Source organism: Bacillus sp. JCM 19034 (assembly GCF_001310635.1).
Lineage (GTDB): Bacteria > Bacillota > Bacilli > Bacillales > Bacillaceae_D > Halalkalibacter.
In genome coordinates this window covers 48,774-68,489 of the sequence record NZ_BAXR01000009.1, presented here as the reverse complement: position 1 = coordinate 68,489, position 19,716 = coordinate 48,774, and the positions used below count along the sequence as shown (strand labels likewise).

General features: G+C 36.5%; 22 protein-coding genes and 3 pseudogenes. 8 read left to right on the top strand and 17 right to left on the bottom strand.

The features are described 5' to 3' along the window. Positions 1–3 precede the first annotated feature (3 nt). The 11 genes and pseudogenes from hemH to JCM19034_RS21865 all read right to left on the bottom strand — a co-directional run bounded on the left by hemH (position 4) and on the right by JCM19034_RS21865 (position 9,279). Positions 4–941 (bottom strand): annotated as a pseudogene (hemH, locus tag JCM19034_RS13775) (ferrochelatase). A 5-nt stretch (positions 942–946) separates the two neighbouring features. After that, complete coding sequence (gene hemE, locus JCM19034_RS13770; protein WP_062050661.1) at positions 947–1,984, bottom strand: uroporphyrinogen decarboxylase; 1,038 nt, start codon at positions 1,982–1,984, stop codon at positions 947–949. A gap of 260 nt (positions 1,985–2,244) precedes the next feature. Continuing rightward, a pseudogene (locus JCM19034_RS13765) lies at positions 2,245–4,400 on the bottom strand (transglycosylase domain-containing protein). A gap of 327 nt (positions 4,401–4,727) precedes the next feature. Beyond that, the gene (locus JCM19034_RS13760; RefSeq protein ID WP_062050614.1) at positions 4,728–5,360 is read right to left on the bottom strand and encodes a response regulator transcription factor; all 633 of its coding nucleotides are present in this window, start codon (positions 5,358–5,360) and stop codon (positions 4,728–4,730) included. Further along, a complete protein-coding gene (locus tag JCM19034_RS13755; protein ID WP_062050612.1) occupies positions 5,357–6,409 on the bottom strand; it encodes a sensor histidine kinase in 1,053 nt (350 codons plus the stop codon). Before JCM19034_RS13755 ends, JCM19034_RS13760 begins: the two co-directional genes overlap by 4 nt. Continuing rightward, the gene (liaF, locus tag JCM19034_RS13750; protein ID WP_062050610.1) at positions 6,406–6,975 is read right to left on the bottom strand and encodes a cell wall-active antibiotics response protein LiaF; all 570 of its coding nucleotides are present in this window, start codon (positions 6,973–6,975) and stop codon (positions 6,406–6,408) included. The genes JCM19034_RS13755 and liaF overlap by 4 nt, the downstream gene beginning before the upstream one ends. Before the next feature lie 5 nt (positions 6,976–6,980). Beyond that, positions 6,981–7,163, bottom strand: a complete 183-nt coding sequence (locus JCM19034_RS13745; RefSeq protein WP_062050608.1) for a hypothetical protein — start codon at positions 7,161–7,163, stop codon at positions 6,981–6,983. Between the two features lie 23 nt (positions 7,164–7,186). Then, positions 7,187–8,056: a DUF4097 domain-containing protein gene (locus JCM19034_RS13740; protein ID WP_062050606.1), complete on the bottom strand. Its 870-nt coding sequence runs from the start codon at positions 8,054–8,056 to the stop codon at positions 7,187–7,189. Between the two features lie 166 nt (positions 8,057–8,222). Next, entirely contained in the window at positions 8,223–8,870 is a 648-nt protein-coding gene (locus JCM19034_RS13735; RefSeq protein ID WP_062050604.1) for a PspA/IM30 family protein, read from the bottom strand. A 20-nt stretch (positions 8,871–8,890) separates the two neighbouring features. Next, positions 8,891–9,151 (bottom strand): hypothetical protein, encoded by a 261-nt coding sequence (locus tag JCM19034_RS13730; RefSeq protein WP_156323990.1) that lies wholly within the window; start codon positions 9,149–9,151, stop codon positions 8,891–8,893. Further along, complete coding sequence (locus JCM19034_RS21865; RefSeq protein ID WP_156323989.1) at positions 9,109–9,279, bottom strand: hypothetical protein; 171 nt, start codon at positions 9,277–9,279, stop codon at positions 9,109–9,111. Before JCM19034_RS21865 ends, JCM19034_RS13730 begins: the two co-directional genes overlap by 43 nt. A gap of 258 nt (positions 9,280–9,537) precedes the next feature. On the opposite strand from JCM19034_RS21865, the gene JCM19034_RS13725 reads away from it, so the two are divergent. Next, positions 9,538–10,251: a cytochrome c biogenesis CcdA family protein gene (locus JCM19034_RS13725; protein ID WP_062050599.1), complete on the top strand. Its 714-nt coding sequence runs from the start codon at positions 9,538–9,540 to the stop codon at positions 10,249–10,251. 70 nt (positions 10,252–10,321) lie between these two features. Here JCM19034_RS13725 and JCM19034_RS13720 read toward each other — a convergent pair. From JCM19034_RS13720 to JCM19034_RS13710, 3 genes and pseudogenes are all read right to left on the bottom strand, one after another. After that, positions 10,322–11,013, bottom strand: a pseudogene (locus JCM19034_RS13720) (EcsC family protein). Between the two features lie 83 nt (positions 11,014–11,096). Continuing rightward, a complete protein-coding gene (locus tag JCM19034_RS13715) occupies positions 11,097–12,287 on the bottom strand; it encodes an ABC transporter permease (RefSeq protein ID WP_231686962.1) in 1,191 nt (396 codons plus the stop codon). 14 nt (positions 12,288–12,301) lie between these two features. Then, positions 12,302–13,045, bottom strand: coding sequence for an ABC transporter ATP-binding protein (locus JCM19034_RS13710; RefSeq protein ID WP_062050596.1), 744 nt, complete (start codon positions 13,043–13,045; stop codon positions 12,302–12,304). A gap of 357 nt (positions 13,046–13,402) precedes the next feature. Here JCM19034_RS13710 and JCM19034_RS13705 point away from each other — a divergent pair, with 357 nt between their 5' ends. From JCM19034_RS13705 to JCM19034_RS13685, 5 genes are all read left to right on the top strand, one after another. Next, the gene (locus JCM19034_RS13705) at positions 13,403–13,837 is read left to right on the top strand and encodes an HIT family protein (RefSeq protein WP_156323988.1); all 435 of its coding nucleotides are present in this window, start codon (positions 13,403–13,405) and stop codon (positions 13,835–13,837) included. A 134-nt stretch (positions 13,838–13,971) separates the two neighbouring features. Beyond that, positions 13,972–15,054, top strand: coding sequence for a 3-phosphoserine/phosphohydroxythreonine transaminase (gene serC, locus JCM19034_RS13700; RefSeq protein ID WP_062050594.1), 1,083 nt, complete (start codon positions 13,972–13,974; stop codon positions 15,052–15,054). 384 nt (positions 15,055–15,438) lie between these two features. Next, positions 15,439–15,783 (top strand): YtxH domain-containing protein, encoded by a 345-nt coding sequence (locus JCM19034_RS13695; RefSeq protein ID WP_062050592.1) that lies wholly within the window; start codon positions 15,439–15,441, stop codon positions 15,781–15,783. A 174-nt stretch (positions 15,784–15,957) separates the two neighbouring features. Beyond that, positions 15,958–16,545, top strand: a complete 588-nt coding sequence (locus tag JCM19034_RS13690; protein WP_062050590.1) for an HTH-type transcriptional regulator Hpr — start codon at positions 15,958–15,960, stop codon at positions 16,543–16,545. Positions 16,546–16,685: 140 nt separating this feature from the next. Next, entirely contained in the window at positions 16,686–17,225 is a 540-nt protein-coding gene (locus JCM19034_RS13685; RefSeq protein WP_062050588.1) for a DUF3267 domain-containing protein, read from the top strand. Positions 17,226–17,252: 27 nt separating this feature from the next. Here JCM19034_RS13685 and JCM19034_RS13680 read toward each other — a convergent pair whose 3' ends face one another. Next, on the bottom strand, positions 17,253–17,840 hold the full coding sequence (locus JCM19034_RS13680) for a YpmS family protein (protein WP_062050587.1): 588 nt from the start codon (positions 17,838–17,840) through the stop codon (positions 17,253–17,255). A 128-nt stretch (positions 17,841–17,968) separates the two neighbouring features. On the opposite strand from JCM19034_RS13680, the gene JCM19034_RS13675 reads away from it, so the two are divergent. Then, positions 17,969–18,148 (top strand): hypothetical protein, encoded by a 180-nt coding sequence (locus JCM19034_RS13675; protein WP_062050585.1) that lies wholly within the window; start codon positions 17,969–17,971, stop codon positions 18,146–18,148. A 199-nt stretch (positions 18,149–18,347) separates the two neighbouring features. Here JCM19034_RS13675 and JCM19034_RS13670 read toward each other — a convergent pair whose 3' ends face one another. Both JCM19034_RS13670 and JCM19034_RS13665 read right to left on the bottom strand, forming a co-directional pair. After that, entirely contained in the window at positions 18,348–18,437 is a 90-nt protein-coding gene (locus tag JCM19034_RS13670; RefSeq protein ID WP_062050583.1) for a YjcZ family sporulation protein, read from the bottom strand. 50 nt (positions 18,438–18,487) lie between these two features. Beyond that, positions 18,488–18,571: a YjcZ family sporulation protein gene (locus JCM19034_RS13665; RefSeq protein WP_062050581.1), complete on the bottom strand. Its 84-nt coding sequence runs from the start codon at positions 18,569–18,571 to the stop codon at positions 18,488–18,490. A gap of 164 nt (positions 18,572–18,735) precedes the next feature. On the opposite strand from JCM19034_RS13665, the gene JCM19034_RS13660 reads away from it, so the two are divergent. Then, entirely contained in the window at positions 18,736–19,644 is a 909-nt protein-coding gene (locus tag JCM19034_RS13660; RefSeq protein WP_062050578.1) for a peptidylprolyl isomerase, read from the top strand. Positions 19,645–19,716 lie beyond the last annotated feature (72 nt).

Below are 19,716 nucleotides of genomic sequence, written 5' to 3'. Positions count from 1 at the left end.
TGATCACTCACTTCCAGCAAGCTTTTTCTCAATAACAGTAGCTAAACAATCAAGAAATTCCTGTTTAGCATTTGGCATTTCAGGTCGATAATAGTTAACACCAAGCTCATCGGTGACGACTTTACACTCATAATCGTTGTCATACAACACTTCAAGGTGATCAGCAACAAATCCAACTGGACAATAAATAAATGAAGTATAGCCATGCTTTTCATATAAATCTCTCGTTAAGTCTTGAACATCAGGACCTAACCATGGATCTGGTGTGTTTCCTTCACTTTGCCAACCGATTTCATAATGTTTAATTCCCGCCTGTTTTGAAATTAGGTCGGCTGTTTCTTGCAATTGATCTGGATAAGGATCACCATCTTTTAATATTCGTTCTGGTAAACTATGTGCAGAAAAAATCACACAAGCCTTATCATCTTCCTCTATTTCTTTCATTGTTTCTTGTACTTGCTTAACCCAGTAATCAATAAAAAGTGGCTCATCGTACCAGCTTTCAACGCTCACAATGTTCGGACCACCAATCTTTTCTGCCTCCTCATGAGCCGTCCGTTGTACGATTTAACACTAAACGTTGAGAAATGTGGTGCTAAAACAATACTAATGCCTTCCTCAATCCCATCTTCCTTCATTTGCTTAACAGCATCTTCAACAAATGGGGCAATGTGCTTTAATCCTAAATATGCTTTAAATTCAATATCGTCAAACCGTTCATTTAATGTTTTTTCAAGACCATACGCCTGGTCCTCCGTTATTTTCGCTAAAGGACTAATGCCTCCAATTGCTTCATATCGTTCAGTCAAGTCATCTAACGCTTCTTGTGAAGGCTTGCGGCCATGACGAATATGAGTGTAGTAAGGCTCAATTTCTTCCTTCTTTCTTGGTGTACCATACGCCATTACAAGTAGTCCCATTTTTTCTTTGTCATCTTCCATTCCCCCTACTTAGTGTTTGTGTATTGATGAACAAATGCAGTCAGTTTTCTTAACGTATCTGGTTTTACTTCAGGGAAAACTCCATGTCCTAAATTAAAAATAAAGTTAGGCGTTTGCATTCCTTGATCTAATATTGCTTTTGTTCGCTCCTCTATGACATTCCATGGTGCTAATAAAATCGCAGGATCTAAATTTCCTTGCACAGTTTTCTTGACCCCAGCATTTCTCGCTTCTTGAATTGAAATTCTCCAATCTAGGCCTACGACATCTAAAGGCAAATCGTTCCATTCATTAATAAGATGACTTGCTCCGACTCCAAACATAATAAGTGGTACATCTTCCTCTTTCAGAGCAGCGAAAATCTTATTCATCACAGGTTTTACATACGTACGATAATCTGCTACATTCAATGTTCCAACCCATGAATCAAAAATTTGAATGGCTTGTGCACCAGCTGCAATTTGCGCTTTTACATATGTAATTGTCATCTTCCCTAACTTATCCATTAATAAATGCCAAGCTTCTGGTTGAGCATACATAAATGCTTTCGTATTATTATAATTTTTCGACGGACCCCCTTCAATCATATAGCTCGCAAGTGTAAATGGAGCACCACCAAAGCTAATAAGCGGTACTGACAGCTGTTTTCTTAATAGCTTTATCGTTTCTAATACGTAAGGGACATCTTCCTCAGGTTGAATCTCACCTAACCTCTCCACATCTAACATCGATTGTATTGGATTATCAATAACAGGACCGATCCCTGATTTTATATCAACTTCAACTCCAATCGCTGGGAGTGGTGTCATAATATCTTTGTACAAAATAGCTGCATCATTGTTATATTGATCAACCGGTAATTTCGTCACGTAGGCACATAACTCAGGGTCATGGGTAATTTCAAATAACGAATATTTCTTTTTCAACTCCCGATATTCTGGTTGTGAACGCCCAGCTTGACGCATATACCATACTGGTACATGATCATGAGACTCCCCTTTACAAGCTCTCAAAAACGTGTCATTAAAATTAGTATCTATCATTTTGCCACCCCTTAATTGTTCCGAACTCTTACTTACTACTTCTACTATAATCACCAACATCCCAACTGTATAGACAAACCAATACAATGTCAAAAAATCGCCTAAGATAAAACGTTCATCTTTTTCATTCAAGTACTGCACGACAAGACCACAAGTTTGACCCAAGAAAGTAGGTTCACTCTTGAGCGTAACTAATGCTTTTGATCAATCTATATATACTAGCAGCCTTCAATCGGGAGAAACACGCTGCTTTTAAACTTCTACTTATGATTCTGAAACCCAAATTGAAATATTGCTTCCGCTATATTAGATGCTTCCCCTTCTAAATCAGTCTGACTATTAAAAGGAACGACTTGATACATTTTAGCCGAGAATGGGTTGTAAATCGGTATTGTATAATTTGAATCACCTATTACAGTTGCTATCTCTTCTCTTCCTTCTTCACTTATTTCATATATCGTATATTGCACTCGACCATCTTCAGCTTCAGTCCAATTTAACTGAACACTGAATGGACCTTCTCCGCCAAATGCTTTCGATGCGAATAATTCAAGACTTCCTGGCATTTGAATAGGTGGTTCCAAGTCATTGACATTGCGTGGTTTCTGAAATGTTAGCAATTGATCGTCACTTATCTGCTCATTCACGATATCTATAAACAGTGCTGTAGGATGTTGACTACTTCCATGAAAATACTGGTCGGAGTTCGTAACATCATAGCCCATCCATACAGCACCAACAGCATCAGGCGTGTAACCAACAAACCAAGCATCACGTGTAGCACCTTGTACATCTGAGAATGACGTAGTTCCCGTTTTCCCTGCTATAGCAACTTTACTTTCAGCAACCGATCCTGTGCCCTCTACTACGACAGATTCAAGCATTCGCGTCATATTCCAAGCTAGCTGCTCATCTATTACACGTCGCTTTTCTTGATTAGCCTCACCAATTCTCTCTCCATCAGACGAATAAATTTCAGAAATGAAATGTGGCTCAATATAATAGCCGCCATTAGCGAAGATTTGATAAGCCGTTGTTAGTTGTAATGGTGATATCCCTTCACTTAATCCTCCTAATGCAATCGCTAAACCTCGATCTTCAATACGAATACCAACCTGTTCAAGTAGTTTAAGCGATTGGTTAATGCCCATTGATCTAGCAACCAAACCGCAGGTGCATTCGCAGAATGTGTGATCGCCTCGTAAAGTAAAATTTCATCTTCGTAATGACCATTATAATTGCGAGGCGTATATCCATCGTAATCAATCAATTCATCTTTTAGCAAAGAATAAGGATGATAGCCATTCATTAATGCAGGTGCATAAACAGCTAGCGGTTTAAATGTTGACCCAGGCTGCCGATTTATGTTAACTCGATTTAATCCTTTCCTTACATATTCACGTCCCCCATGTGCTGCTAGAACTCCACCTGTTTGATGATCAATTAATACAAAAGCTGCTTCCGCTCTAACATCTTCTTTAGGGAAGTATTGATCCGCTTGTAGCTTCTCGTAGGAATTCACTAAGATTTCCTCATTCATCGGTACAATGATCCTGTATCCTCCGGTCAGTAACTCCTCATTAGTTAAATGATAGCGTTCGGCAGCTTCATCCATTACCATATCAATGTACGTTAAATATGGATTGAGATCTCTTTCCTCTTGGTCAATAATCGCGATCGTTTTTCCTTTTATGCGTACGGCCTCCTCAGCAGTTAAATAGCCATTACGCTGCATGATCGTTATAACTAGATCACGTCTGTTTTTGCTACGATCTAAATCAATAAACGGAGAATACGAGTTTGGAGCCTTTGGTAAGCCTGCTAACATTGCTCCTTCTTCAATCGTCAACTCTGAAACATCTTTATTAAAATAGAGTTTGGACGCTGCTTGAATTCCGTATGCACCATGTCCAAAATAAATATGATTCAGATACATTTCTAAAATCTCATCTTTGCTGTAACGTCTCTCCAAATTCATCGCAATTGCTACTTCTTGAGTTTTTCTTAAAAATGATTTTTCATTTGTTAAAAACAAATTTTTGGCCAGTTGTTGTGTTATTGTACTCCCACCTTCAACCTTTTCACCAGAAATCACATCTTTATACAAAGCACGACCGATCGCTCTTATATCAAAACCTTGATGCTGATAAAAACGCTCGTCCTCAATAGCCACGAATGCTTGTTGTACATGTTCTGGCACTTCCAGTATCGAAACGGGCTGACGATTCTCCCGATACAATGTTGTAATCAATGTCCCATTCTGATCGACCAATGTTGTTGTTGATTTCATCACAAGATTTTCATCATCCATGACATATTGCCCTGTTAATAATAACGTTACATAAATAATAAGTCCGCATGAAATAAGGGCAACTGCACTAGCAAACACGAAGATCATTCTCTTTTTTGTTATCATTTATACACCTCCTTACTATTCATTACTTTCACTTACAATACTGATGATTGATTAAAAATGCGAATACTTTGCTTTTCCACAGAAAAAAACACCCATGCAATGCACTCCATGGTTTTAATCCATGAAAATGGCATCCCTGCATGGATCTAAAATTCCTCTTAACATCAAAGCCTAGTCTACTATACCCCTCATTATTCTATGATAAACTTTTCACCTTAAATCTATGTATACCTTATATTGATTGAATGACAAAGCTTTGTTTTATGATAAAAATACTCACCCAAAAAGTGAGTATCAGTGAAGATGAATTTAGATTATGAAAACAAATTACTTTACTAACCGACAGCGATGGGCGTAAACAGCTATTTGCGTTCGATCTTCAAGCATAAGCTTTTGCAAAATATGACTAACATGCGTCTTAACTGTTTTAATACCAATAAATAACGTATCGGCAATTTCTTGATTACTTCTGCCCTCACCTATTAGAAGAAGCACCTCAAGCTCACGGGGGGTTAAACTTTCATGTAGCGGCCGTTCCTTAGCACTACGCATTCTTTTCATCATTTTATTCGTAACCTCGGCTTCTACAATGGCTTCCCCTTTGGCAGCACTACGGATTGCTTTGGCAATTTCCGTTGCGGAAGATGTTTTTAATATATAACTAAATGCTCCAGCTTCAATGACCGGATATACTTTCTCATCATCAATAAAACTTGTCAATACGATCACTTTGACATTTGGTAACTTTTCGGTAATCTTTGCTGTTGCCGTAATACCATCCATTGTTTCCATCACTAAATCCATCAACACTACGTCTGGCTTTTCCTTTAAAACTAAATCGACACCTAACTGACCATTGCTAGCTTCTCCCACAACATCGATATCGGCTTGTGTCGATAAATAAGCAGACAGGCCCATCCTAACCATTTCATGATCATCTACTAAAACCACTCGAATCATGTGTCATCCCTCCATGTTACTGGAATTTTTGCTTCAATTTGTGTTCCTTTATTTGGCACAGAAACGACATGTAATGTTCCACCAATTTCATTCATCCGCTCTTTCATCGTCTGTAATCCATAAGAGCTCTGATGAACATCCTTTTGTGAAAATCCAACACCATTATCAATCAACTTTATCTTAATTTCTTGTTCCGTCTGTTTTAAGTCAAATTCCAATTGGGATGCTTTTGCATGCCTTAATACGTTCGAAATCCCCTCTTGAACCATCCGAAACAGCTGATCCTCAATCCCTTTTGGCATTGATATTTGTTCATCCATGTTAATGGTAATTCTTATTTGGTATTTTTCCTTAAGCTCAATAAGTAGCTGCTCTACTCCTTCTCTTAAACTTTTTCCTTCTAAATGTGCAGGTCGTAGATGGAGTAGTAGTGCTCGCATTTCTGCCTGTGCCGTATTTGCCATTTTTTCAACAATTTTCACTTGTTCTTCAGCCGAATCTCCTTTTTCGGCAAGGTTTTGTTTAATGGCAGCTGTCATCATTGAAATAGCAAACAACTGTTGACTAACGGCATCATGAAGTTCTCTTGCCAAGCGCTGTCTTTCCTCTGTTACGGCTGCTTTTTTTACCGAATCTTGTAAGCTCGCTCTCTCAGCTGATAGCCTTTGTAATGAGGTAACTTGTTCTTCCATATGTTCAGCCATCCTATTCATTCTTTCAGCCAGTTCCGATAACTCATCTTGCCCATACACTTCTGTTCGATATGTGAACGCTCCACGTTCATATTTCGCAGCTGTATGTACAAGCTGGTCCATTTTTCTACGAATCGGTAACGCTTGAAGGTACCCGCTAACAATGCCTGTAATGACGATAACAAATAAGCACCATACGAGTAGAGGGATATTAGCTAGAGAATATTCCATTAATAATAAAAAACCACGGCTACTTTCATACGTTAATAAGAAAATTAAGAAAAAGGAAATAAGAAACATCGCAACTAAGTTATGACGAATAAATTGCCATTGGATTCGTGCAAGTCGTTTCCTCATAGCGAACGCACCTTCACTTCACCAATCGAAACTGATAATACAAGCTTGACTCGACGGGTTGATTCTTTATAGCCTATTGTCGTAATGCTCAGATGTGGATTAATTCCACTATGTCGCTCATGGAGAACAGTGACTTCGCCTAATAAAGATGACGCTTGTACAGACACCGCCAAATCATCCGGAATGTAGATTTGAATTTCGCCAATTAGCCCTTGAACGATAACGACCGTTTCTCCTTCAGGAATAATTGCCCTTGATAAATCTAGGCGAACTTCTCCAATACCATTCCAAATCGTCATATCTTGTAATTCGAATGCCTCACGATAATCTATCTCACCAATAATGCTTCGTCGAACGATAGGCGAATCGTATTTAAGCAAGCTCGACTTTTCTTCTTCCTTCAATTCTTCTTCCTCTATATCATCTAAATCCCAATTCGTTTCATATATATTTTCTTTTTCCGCTTTATCATTTTTGTTCGAGCGAATTAAACGTATCCCAAAATATATCGCGATTCCAGCAATAAAAAGCGAAAAGAAGTTGATTGAAAAAAGAAAATCAAACACGACCGTTAAAAAAATGATTGAAAATAAAAACGCTTAAAAAGCGATGACCTTTTTGATAAAAAGAAAATCGCTAAAAGAATAAAAATGAGCGGTCCAATTAAGGAACCAAGTGATAAATGAAAAGAATTAAATAGAATATTTAATCCGATAATAGCGATAATGATTCCAAAGACTGTTTGTCTCTTCATACGAACCGCTCCTTTCCTAGTTGTTATTTAATCAAGATATCTCCTGATGTCGTTGTGACCGATATTGGGTATTCTCCCTGACCAATCTTGCCAGAAATTTGTCGGTTCGAAACCTGTTGATCTGACATAGTTGGCGTAACTAATATATCTCCTGATGTTGTGTTAAGATCTAACTCTGCATTTGCATTTGCTAAATCGATCATCACATCACCTGAGGTTGTTTTTAACATTATTGCATTATGGTCATTGTTAAATTTCGCATAAATATCTCCTGATGTCGTTTTCACCGATATCTCACCTTCTATCGATGGAATTGCAACATCACCAGAAACTGTATCTACGCTGATTTCTTCCGCTTTTACATTCTGAAGTAACATATCTCCTGATGTTGTATTCAATTGAACATTCGTTTCCACTTCTACTAAGTCAGCTATCAAATCTCCTGATACCGTCTTAACAGAAATCGATTGTAAATTTGATAAGTCATTGATTAATACATCCCCTGAAACAGAATCTATCGTAAGTGCATCCATATAATCTTGTGGAATTCTCACTATAGCCTTCTCTTGACTAAAGGAGAAATTAAACGGAATAAAAGAAAAGAAGTTTTCCCGCTTAATCTCAATAGACAATGTCCCGTTTTTCAAAGTGGAATACATGTTCGTACGCTTATGCTTATTGTCAATTTCTATCTCTACATAAGAATGATTACTTGTTTCAATTTCCCAATCTATAGCCACACCGGAAAGTTCAAGGTGAGTTACTTCATCAAGTGATTCCTGTAAATAATCTCCCACTTCATTTCTTTCCCCCGTTAACCAAATCGGTCCAATCGCACTATAAGCAATGATGATACCTACTACAATTAAGCCTATCCCCAATATATATTTCATTACAATCCTCCTAAATTCCCACTAAAAGCATTGGATAGAACACACGTGGTCTATAAATAATGAGAAGCTCCACAAAGTTACTGCCTGCTATCTATTATACTTTTTTCTGAAGAGAAAGTCGTGAAGGAAATGTCAAATATTTCTCACATTCCCAACACGACGTTTATTATTGACTTTTCTCCTTAAGCTCTCCTTTTAAGTTCTCTAATTCCGCCATTACTTTTTGATTCATTTCAACATTCTCTTGCTCGCATTGTTTACCGACTGTTCGTTCCATTTCTATAATTCGCTCTTCCCATAGCTGAAACGGATCTTCATGGAAATGCGAACGACGACCTTTTTCCCTACCGTACTGTTGTGCTGTTTGATTAGCTTGAACAGCCTCCATCCGTAATAAAAGGTCAAGCTTACGTTCTTTTAATTTCTGATACTTTACATGGAGTTCTTCTAATTCAACCTTCAGCTCAACAAGTTGTTCCTCGTTTCGCTCATATAATGCTTCATAATGTTTTTGTGTGTCATATGCATCATGTTTATTAAGCAATAACTTTTTAGCAAGCTCCTCATCACCATTTTCCAAAGCTTGTTTAGCTTGCGTTTCTCTTTTTTCAATTTTTTCCTTAAGTAGTTTCGCGTCCTCTTTTAAAGTTAGTGACAGGTGCTGCCTTTTTTCAATAAGCTTCGTCCTTTTAGTAATCTCTGTTTTTACATCACGCATATATTGCTTTACCATTATAACAGGATCCTCTATTCTTTCTAACCCTTCATTAACATATGCTTTAAAAAAATGCTCGATTCTTTTTGCAACATCCATTCTACCATTACCTCCTGTTATTATTTCTGTTCTAACAAACGATCAATCTCTTCATCTAATGAATCATATTGCTTTCGTGGTAGTTCTACCTCTTCTTCGATGCTCTCCTTTTCCTTTTGTTTTCGCGTAATGAATTGATATCCTACGTAAACGAAAAACCCACCTATTAGGAAGCTAATGATTCCTCCTAACCCACCGAACAGGATACCCATTCCAATAATAATCAAAATAACACTTATTAATGTCCATTGCCCTTCATCCTGATAGCGCCTATATCCCAATAGAGCAAGGCAGCTCCTATAGCAAGTCCAACTAAACTTCCAAGGTGAATGCCAATCATACTGAACAGAATATTCGCACCTACAATGATAAGCAAAAATCCAATGAATACCTTTCCTGACAACTTCATAATCCTTCCTCCTTCTTGATTCTACTCTTATCATACGGAACGTCTTTACCTTTGTAGCCACTCTCCAGTATGGTTTTATCTCAGACTTCAGACTGAGATGTGTCTAGGCCTCTTGTCCTTTCCGTGAACTTTGCTCGCTACTGCTACTCAAGACGATTAAATTCGTTATAATAAAGAATGATCATTTGATTCATATTTCAATTATGCTATAGAATACAAATAAGTGATTGTCCATTGATAATAGAAGGAGGGATTTTAATGGAAGTCTCAATTTGGCTGGCTTTCTTTGCAGGAATTGTATCTTTTTTATCGCCATGCATTTTTCCTCTTGTACCAGCCTACTTAGCACAACTAACTGGTACATCTGTATCTGATAACCAAATTAATGTAGACAGAAGCGTTATTTTTTCTCGAAGTATTGGATTTATTATCGGTTTTACAACGATTTTCTTAATGCTTGGGTTATCTTCAACATTTATCGGTCAGCTCTATTCTGGCAACCGTCAATTAATCGAACAGCTCGGAGGAATTATTATCGCTGTATTTGGGTTACAAATGATGGGGATTATCTCGATCCGAATGCTTATGAGTGAAAAACGTTTAAATGTTAAACCTAAAAAAACACAAAGTTTTGCAAACTCGATCTTTATCGGTTTCTTGTTCGGTACAGGCTGGTCACCGTGCATCGGACTAGTCCTATCGTCTATCCTTTTGCTTGCAGGTAGTTCAGACACAATGATGACCGGTGTTTTTATGCTATTCGTTTATTCAATAGGACTCGGTATTCCGTTTCTACTCGTATCACTTATTTGGTCGAAATCACTTAATAAAATTCGCCGCATAAATAAATGGCTACCTACTATCCAAAAAGGGAGCGGAGTGATTATGGTCATACTAGGTGTACTTCTTTTCACTGGTCAATACAGTACAATTTCTGCTTACTTAGCTCGTTTTGTCCCATTTGGTATTTAGGAAAAGCATATAACGAGCGGAGCCTATGACCTTCTCCAATTTCATTTAAATGAAAAAACCGTAGTGGAAGCTAGTCACCTCCATTACGGTTTTTTACTATATTACCTTCTTCCGAGAACCATCTTATCCGATAACCGTTCATTGCCGCCTCTCCTAAAATTTCTAGAAAACGATAATTTGCGGTCGCCCCAACAATTGCTCCAAAACCAGGAATAAGCTGAAGCATTTTCGGCAAATCAATATAATCACGATAATCTAGTTGAAATGACTTCCAATCAATTTCTGCTAAATAAACATCTTTAGGTGGTAATTGTTCCTTGTCGGACTCCCAGTTCTCAATTCGCTCAAGTAGTGTAATCCGTTTTTCTTCGCGGGCAAATGCTAATTGAAATATATAAAGAAGAAATAACCGTTCTCGATAATCCTTCACATCATACCCGTATGCTGTCGCCGTATCGAATAAGAACTTCATTTTAATACTTAATAATAAAGGAAAATCAACCATCCCTAAAATGATCCCCCAGCACCAGTCCCTGCACCTTCAAGTGCCGCGGTTCTTTTATATGTTGTCATTAGCTCAAAGAATTGTTCTTCACGCTCTTTGAGACTAATACCATCTACTCGTTCTATTTTCGTTGTATATTCTGAACCAATTAAGGTTGCATGAGTCATATTCTTAATACTCGTTGTGACAAATGAATGGACCTTCTCAGGAATAAGCCCATTCATTTTTGCTTGTAAGCCCTTTGTATACCTGCCCATCATCGAAGGTCTTTTTTTTAATTTTCGTTTCCATCTTTCAAGCTCTTCTATAACGGTTTCTTCATACAAAACATGTCTCTCCTTTATGCCTTTTTCCTTTTATGAATCAGTGTATGACTTGCTAAATAGCTATAAACTACACCAATAATTAAAGCCGTTACCGTTATGTACCAGTCAGACGTTAGTAATAAAACGAGTACCTCGATCACTACGGCAGCTACTAATAAACGAAAACTGAGCTGAGTTAGAGCTTGTTTCTTATGTTTCGGATTTACTGGATAAAGATCTACCCAAAAATTCGTATCATAATGGTACCAAATTGTAGATAACTGGGTTGTCATCATATGCATAAAAAGTAAAAAAATAACGAGCTGTAGCCATCCGCTAGGAAGCACAGCCAATAACAGTGCTAATACTACTACTAACCTTACATAAATGCCTGCATAATCATTTGCCCGCAAAAAAGTACGAGTAAATAAATAATGATATATCGATGGACTAGGCTTAACAGATTGCAGAAACCACTGCATATAGCGTCGTTCACGGACTTTGTTCTTCAATTGTGGGACATCAGTAAATGCATTGGCAATTCGATAAAAGAATGTCACCATTTCTCGTTCTACCTCTAACAAATGCTCCCATTTAATCGTATGCTTCTTCGCTATTTTTGCAAAATAAAAGAAATACAGGATTGCCATCAACACTAATAACCCTACTAATAAAAATAAATCAGCCCCAATAAACAATAAATAGACAAACACGATGTTAATAATTCCCCGTAAAACAAAATGAGTTAAACGCTCGAATGGATGTTGAAAACGCTGTTCCTCAAAGCTTGTTAAGATGTTCCACCCTTTAACGATTATGAGCATCCCAATGATATAAATAACAGGTCCGGCATGACTGGAATATTTCATATATAAAGGTGACAACAAAACAACAACGAACAAAATAACTACACTTTGAATCGCAAAAGAATACCATTTAGACGCTTGGAAATATTCTGATAACTTCGATTCATACGGTAATAAAAATACAAGATCACCTTGTTTGACAAACGTACGCACGCCGCTTCTTGTGAGTAAATGGCCAAACACGAGGACATAAACCCATATTGCAGGAAATTCATCCGGAAGCCAGTCTAAAAATAGGCTATAGTAATAACTCCCAATGATAATTAAAAAATACAGCGTAAATAACAAGCCACTATTCCCCATTAGTTTCAAATAACGAATGGCTTCATTCCAATAAGTCTTACATCTTTCTTTCCACAAAGTTAAACCATCCTTCATACGCGCTCGCCTTTCGTCATTTCAATATAAATATCATCTAACGTAGCAGAAGCCATTCCTGTTTGTTTTCGCATTTGCTCCAAAGTACCCTCAAGCACTACCTTTCCTTCATGAAGCATGACAAAGCGGTCACAATATCGCTCGGCAGTCGACAAAATATGAGTTGACATCAAAACTGAGGCACCTTTATTTTTCATTGACTCTAACCAAGTTAAAAATGATTGAATACCAATAGGATCGAGTCCTACTATCGGTTCGTCAACGATATAAACTGGTGGTTCTACTAAAAAGGCACTCATAATCATTACCTTCTGTCGCATTCCTTTTGAAAAATGGCTCGGAAACCAATGCTTCATCTTTTCCATTCGAAATTCTGCTAGTAGCTTATTTGCTCTATTTTCAAAAATATCCATATCCAAGTCATAGGCAAGTGCCGTCACTTCTAGGTGCTCCCATAATGTTAGTTCGTCATATAAGATCGGTGTTTCAGGTATATATCCAAGCGAACGCCGATACGATTCTAAATCATCTTGTAACGTTTGACCATTAACGTGAATCGTCCCTTGATCAGCTTGCAATAATCCTAGAACATGTTTAATCGTCGTACTTTTTCCAGCTCCATTTAAGCCAATCAGACCGACCATTTCTGCAGGCTCTACTGAAAAAGAAATATGATGTAAAACAGGCTTCCGCGGGTGATACCCACCTGTTAAGTCTTTAATTTGTAAACCTTTTGTCATAACACTTCCACTCCTTCTCCTCTATAGTACCAAAAATAGGTGGGAAAACTCTACCGTGATACTACACCATCTTATTTATCATAATAATTTTATTTTGACACACTTAAAACAAAGCGAAAATAAGCTAAAAGACTAGTTTACCTACTAAAGAAATGAGACGACTAGTATAATCCTATCCACTATTAACTATAAGTACATACTATTATTAATAAACCAACGATTATGACTACCAACTTTTGATTTCGTCATACTAAATCTTACCGAACCACATCGTTCATATAATTACATTCTGACTTAACTTGCAACGAACGTTGTAAGTCGGTATAGTTGAAGAAAAATATGGAAGGGTTGATGAAAATGACATATGAACCAAATTGTATTTTTTGTAAAATTGTAAATGGAGAAATTCCTTCATCAAAAGTTTATGAAGATGAACATGTCTATGCGTTTTTAGACATTAGCCAAGTAACAAAAGGCCATACACTTGTTATTCCAAAAGCTCACTACCAAGATATATATGAATTGCCTAGTGAAGTCGCAAGCCAGCTGTTTTCGGCTGTGCCAAAAATTGCGAACGGACTTAAAGCAGCTTTAAACCCTATTGGAATGAATATGATTAATAATAACGGAGAAAAAGCAGGACAAACCGTTTTCCATTATCATATCCACCTAATTCCACGTTATGGAAAAGGAGATGGTTATGGGGCTGTCTGGAAGGACCACAGCTCTGAGTATTCACAAGAAGAATTACAAGAAGCTGCAAAGGCAATTTCAACTTTTATAAAAAACTAACATTTATAGATAAAATTATTATAAACTTTCGGAAAAATACACAAAATTCAAAACAAATTGAAGAATTTTTATGATATTATAGGTTTAATACCGTACTATCATATTCCAGCAAGGAAAAGGGAGATGGAAAGTTCATGAAAGCTGTTTACAATTTTAATGCAGGCCCTTCAGCACTACCTAAACAAGTTCTTGAGCGTGCTCAAAAAGAATTAACAAACTTCGCAAATACGGGCATGTCTGTTATGGAGTTAAGCCATAGAAGTAAAGAATACGAGGCGGTTCACTTAGAAGCAATTAGTCATTTAAAAGAGTTGTTGAATATTCCTGATAACTATAAAGTACTTCTCCTTCAAGGTGGGGCAAGCCTTCAATTTGCGATGATTCCATTACAGTATCTAAAAAAAGGAAAAATTGCTAACTATATTTTAACAGGCTCATGGTCAGAAAAAGCAATAAAAGAAGCAAAGCAAATTGGTGACACTTTTATTGGTGGTTCTTCAAAAGATAACCAATACCGTTCAATACCGGATACTAAATCTCTTCAATATAATAATACAGATGCTTACGTTCATCTCACGTCGAATAACACAATTTTCGGTACACAATGGCACGAGTTTCCAACAATCTCTCATGCTCCGTTAATTGCTGATATGTCAAGCGATATCTTATCGCGTCAAATCAATGTTGAGCAATTCGGGATTATTTACGCAGGTGCTCAGAAAAACCTGGGGCCTTCAGGTGTTACAGTTGCCATTGTTCGTGATGATTTATTAGAAGAAGATGTATCACATGTCCCGACTATGCTCCAATACAAAACTCATGCTGGGGCGAACTCACTTTATAATACACCACCTACTTTTTCAATTTATATGCTAAACCAAGTTTTAACATGGGTGAGTGAATTAGGCGGTATATCGTTCATTGAAAAGCAAAACCAAGAAAAAGCACAAATTATCTACGATGCAATTGACGAAAGTAACGGTTTTTATGTAGGTCATGCAAATAAAGAATCACGTTCTCTTATGAACATCACATTTAACTTACCAACTGAAGAAGACAACAAGGCTTTTTTAGCTGAAGCAAAAGAGCTTGGATTTGTTGGTTTAAATGGCCATCGTTCTGTTGGTGGCTGCCGTGCTTCGACTTATAATTCAGTACCAGTAGAAGCATGTGAAAAGCTACGAGACTTTATGAAAGCATATCAACAAAAATCATAAAAGCATATAATATGTTGTAGAGGGTGTGTCAGAAGAACTATTAGATTCTTTTAACACACCCTTGAAGTCATCATTAAATGACTTTATAGTATAGTAAATATAAGCAATATGTAGCTATACAACCGCTAATAAAGCATGTCATAAACAAATAAAAAAACGATTGATAAAAAGATTTCCTTCTTTCCTGTTCTTTTTCCTTTTTAAGTCGAATGATTACGTATATTTGACTATATATCGTTAACAGGAATATTGAAATAAACAGCAAAGTCAGTGCCTCCACACAAATTCCCTCCTAACTTCCATACAAATGTATATGAAGGTGGGATTGGAAATAGACTAGTTAACGACGTCACGCTATACCTATTTATCTAAGGAGGGTTTCGTATGAATATTAAATCACTAACAATCGGTCTACTTGTTGGCTCACTAGTAACAAGCTCTATTACGTTACTCACAACTCCTTCTTCTGGTAAACAAATGCAAAGACGCATTAAGGAGCAGCTAACGACAGGGAAGGAAAACCTGCAGCAAATAAAACAACAATACACAAACACAACGAAACAACTAAAGGGGACAATTGCCATTACAAAAGAGCAAGGACAAGATTTCGTTAATGAAACAAAAAACATATTTAGTGACTATCAAAAGGACATTGCACCTTCATTGCAACGATTAAAAAGCGATATTGATGACTTACAGAAGCAAGTTAATGACATGAAAAAGAAATAAATACTAGCAATTTGTTAGAACAAATAAAATTTTCGAAAAGTTTTAAATAAACACATTTTTACCTTCCTTTTTTCTATAAAACTTGTCATAATAAAAGAAAGTTATATTATGATAGAAATGAATAAGCTAAGTTTTTATTTGGGGTAAAGAGAACTTATCGTTAGGGGGAGAATTATGGAACAATCATCAGAATGCTCCTTAAAACAGTCTGTGATATTCAGTCACAAAGTAGCACAATTAAGCAAAGCGTTATGGAAGTCCGTAGAGAAAGACTGGCAAAATTGGATTAAACCTTTTGACTTAAATATTAATGAGCACCATATATTATGGATCGCCTATCATCAAGGTGGGGCATCAATCTCAGATATTGCAAAATTTGGGGTTATGCACGTTTCAACTGCTTTTAACTTTTCAAAAAAATTAGAAGACCGCGGTTTACTTCTATTCTCTAAAAAAGAAAACGATAAACGGAATACGTATGTACAATTAACCGAGGAAGGGGAAAAGCTCTTTCTACAAACATTGGAAAGCTATGAATCCGATACGTATGCTGTCTTTCAAGGTGCACTACCGATAAAAGGTTTATATGGGAAGTTCCCTGAGTTCTCTGAAATTATGAGCATTCTACGGCATATTTATGGTAATGAATTTGTTAATATGTTTGAAGATACGCTTCATAAATTCGATGAAAGTTTCCATGAAGAAGATGGTCAAATTCGTACCAAAACAAAAGAAAAACAATTTGCAACAGAAGGAGCATAGTAATGCTCCTTCTTTTAATTCATATTTATCATTTCTTGTCAATAGAAATGCTTGAAATATAATTACATTTATTTTTATTAAACCTATTGCTTTCTCCTCCAAATGAGCGTAAATTAATCAATTGTTGAGGAGGTGACGACATGAACTGTTGGAAGACAATTCGTGTAACACAAGAATTCGGTGCATTTAGACTAATTTTCTTTTCGTTATGCACAATGCTGTTTTCATTTTTATTGTATTTTTTATTTATTAGTAGCTTGGTCGGGCCTCACGAATTTGTTCATGTCCGCTTCATAACGATTATTAGCAGCATCGTACTTTTAATTGCGATTCATAAACTACTGCATTTAATTCCAATTTGGCTTTGCGGGAAAAAAGCGACGATTACGATTAAATTTGTGTTATTTTTACCACTTATCGGTGTTAAATTAAATGAACCGATCGCAAGAAACCTATATGTCACATCGTTACTGACACCTGCTATTTTAATAACAATGGCCTGTGCGTTACTATCGATTATGTTCCCAAGCTATCTTGCTGTTATCTCTATTATAACGTCTATTCATTTTGGCCTTATCTTTTTTGATGTTATTTATTTAACTTATCTTATAAAAGCACCTAAAAAAAGCTTAGTTGAAGATCATTCCGAAGGGTTCCATATATTAACAAAAGCGTCGTAATGAGCAACTTCATTATCGACGCTTTTGTTAATTAAAATATAATTCCATTTCCAATAGATCTTCTTGTAGATTAAACGTTTTAAAGCGAAGGTGCATTTTTCCTAGTTCATCAAGAGGAAGCTCTGTCATTTTTAATTCAACTAACTCATCTACTGGATAAAACACGACCCAATCTGCTAAATCAAGCATTTCCTGTAACAACATCATCATGCGGTCAACTGGTAGCGAAAATACGCCTAATTGAAAAGAATCAACACGTAACAGTAAATCACCATTCGGCTCTACAGTTGGATCGAAATAAATCTGAATTGGAATTTCCTGACCGAACAAATGAAAGAGAGAGCGGAATTCAACATATTCATCTCCAAGTTCAATAACGTATGGAACTTCACTTTCATTTTCTTTTAACAAGCTGTTAATAAAATAGGTAAAACGCTGTTTATCAGTTTCGATTGTAAACAACGCTTCGTTGTTACTAAATGGTTTCGTTTCATATGACTCCCCATCAACTGATGGAAACATCCGAACAAGTAAAACAATTACAATGAATATACTAATCATGAATGTTAATAAGGTATAAAAAGCGACTTTCCACTTCTTTCCTTCATTAGCCATTTCGTTCACCTCTCTCTTATTTTATGAGTTATATGCAAAATTAACAAATAAAAATTAAGTGTTAATCCTATCTTTTTTTCGCATCTTTTGATAAAGTTTAATTATCGATGCTCGTCAGGAGGAAATGTATGTTTGTAATAAGTAGTTTCTTTGCATTAATTATTTTCTTTTTAATCAATTCTATGACAGATTCCTTATGCTTAAAGCGGGAAATCCCGACGGAACGTCAACCTAAAGTATTTAGAACGATTAATATATTAATTACGATTCTACTAACATCCACATATATTAAAATTCTTTTTACATAAGAAAGACACACGAGCTGTCTTTCTTATAAGTTGTATTTATGATATTGAGCATTTTTGAAACGTGAGGACCCGGTATCCTTTTCGATTTTAGCTCTTTTCATTTCTCCCAAAATCACTTTATATGTAACAAAAAGGCGACTTAAAAGGGTGCATAAGCCCATTTAAGTCGCCCTATTCTTTTATTAAATACATTTACATCTTAGTATGCCCAAGATGCACCGATAATCACCAATAAGATGAATAAAACAACTAATAACGCAAAACCGCCGCCATGACCTTTATGACTCATTCTAACCCCTCCATTTTAATTATTTTCGAAATCGAAGCTGTGCTAGTTATTTAAAGCCAAGATGCACCTACAATAATTAACAAAATAAATAATACAACAATTAACGCAAAACCTGATTGATATCCGTGAGACATAACAGCACCTCCTCTTTTTCTAGTTATGATATTCTATGCGAATATTGTCATTTCGTACTGGCTTTCGCCCTAAAACTAAATTCTGTGCTTTCTCATTACGAGTAAAGTATGGTATAGTAATTACTGTAATCTTATAGCTTGAAAGCCATTGAGGAGTTGACATGATGAGAAAACGAACGATTGCTGCAATTGGAATTGCATGTATGACAGTACTTGCAGCGTGTAACAATGAAGGTGCAAAAGACGAAAGCCAAGTGCTTGTGACAGTTGACGGCGAAGATATTACAGAAGGTCAATTAATTGAAGAATTGAAGCGACAAGGTGGGGATGAAGTTCTTTCCCAACTCGTGACTGATATTATCGTCAAAAATGCTATTGCAAACGTTGACATTCCTGAGGAGGATATTGAAGAAGAGTTAGAAAATTTCCGTGATAATTTCCTAACCAACTTCAACGCAGAATCAGATGAAGAAATTCTAGATATCGTTCAAAACCAATTCAATATAGATATTGAATCAATGGACGAATTCGTGGAGGAATTGATTCTACCAGGTCTCGTTCTTAACCAACTTAGTGAAGAAGGCATTAGCGTAACTGATGAAGATGTACAATCCTTTTATGACGAGAATATTGAGTTTTTTGGTGAACAAGTAGAAGCAAGTCATATTCTTGTTGAAGAAGAGGAAACAGCAAAAGAAGTGTTAGAGAAACTTGAAGACGGTGAAGATTTTGCTGAACTCGCTATGGAGTATTCGATGGATGGAACCGCTGCTATGGGTGGAGAGCTTGGCTACTTTGGACGCGACGAGATGGTTGATTCTTTTTCAGAAGCCGCATTCGCCTTAGAAATCGGGGAAATTAGTGATATTGTTGAGTCGGATTTTGGCTATCACATTATCCTCAAAACTGGCTTCCGTGATTCCTTTGAAGATTATGAAGAGGAGATCCGAGACACATTAATAGCACAGCAAAAGCGTTCACAGGATCAAGTATTATTTGATTTAATTGAAGAAGCAAACATTGATGTTAAAGACTCACAGTATTCTGATCTATTTGATTCTACTGAAGAATAAATTGTACAAGCACACTAGGAGCTACAAAGGTTAAATAAACTTTGTAGCTCCTTTTCTATTTCAAGGAAAGAT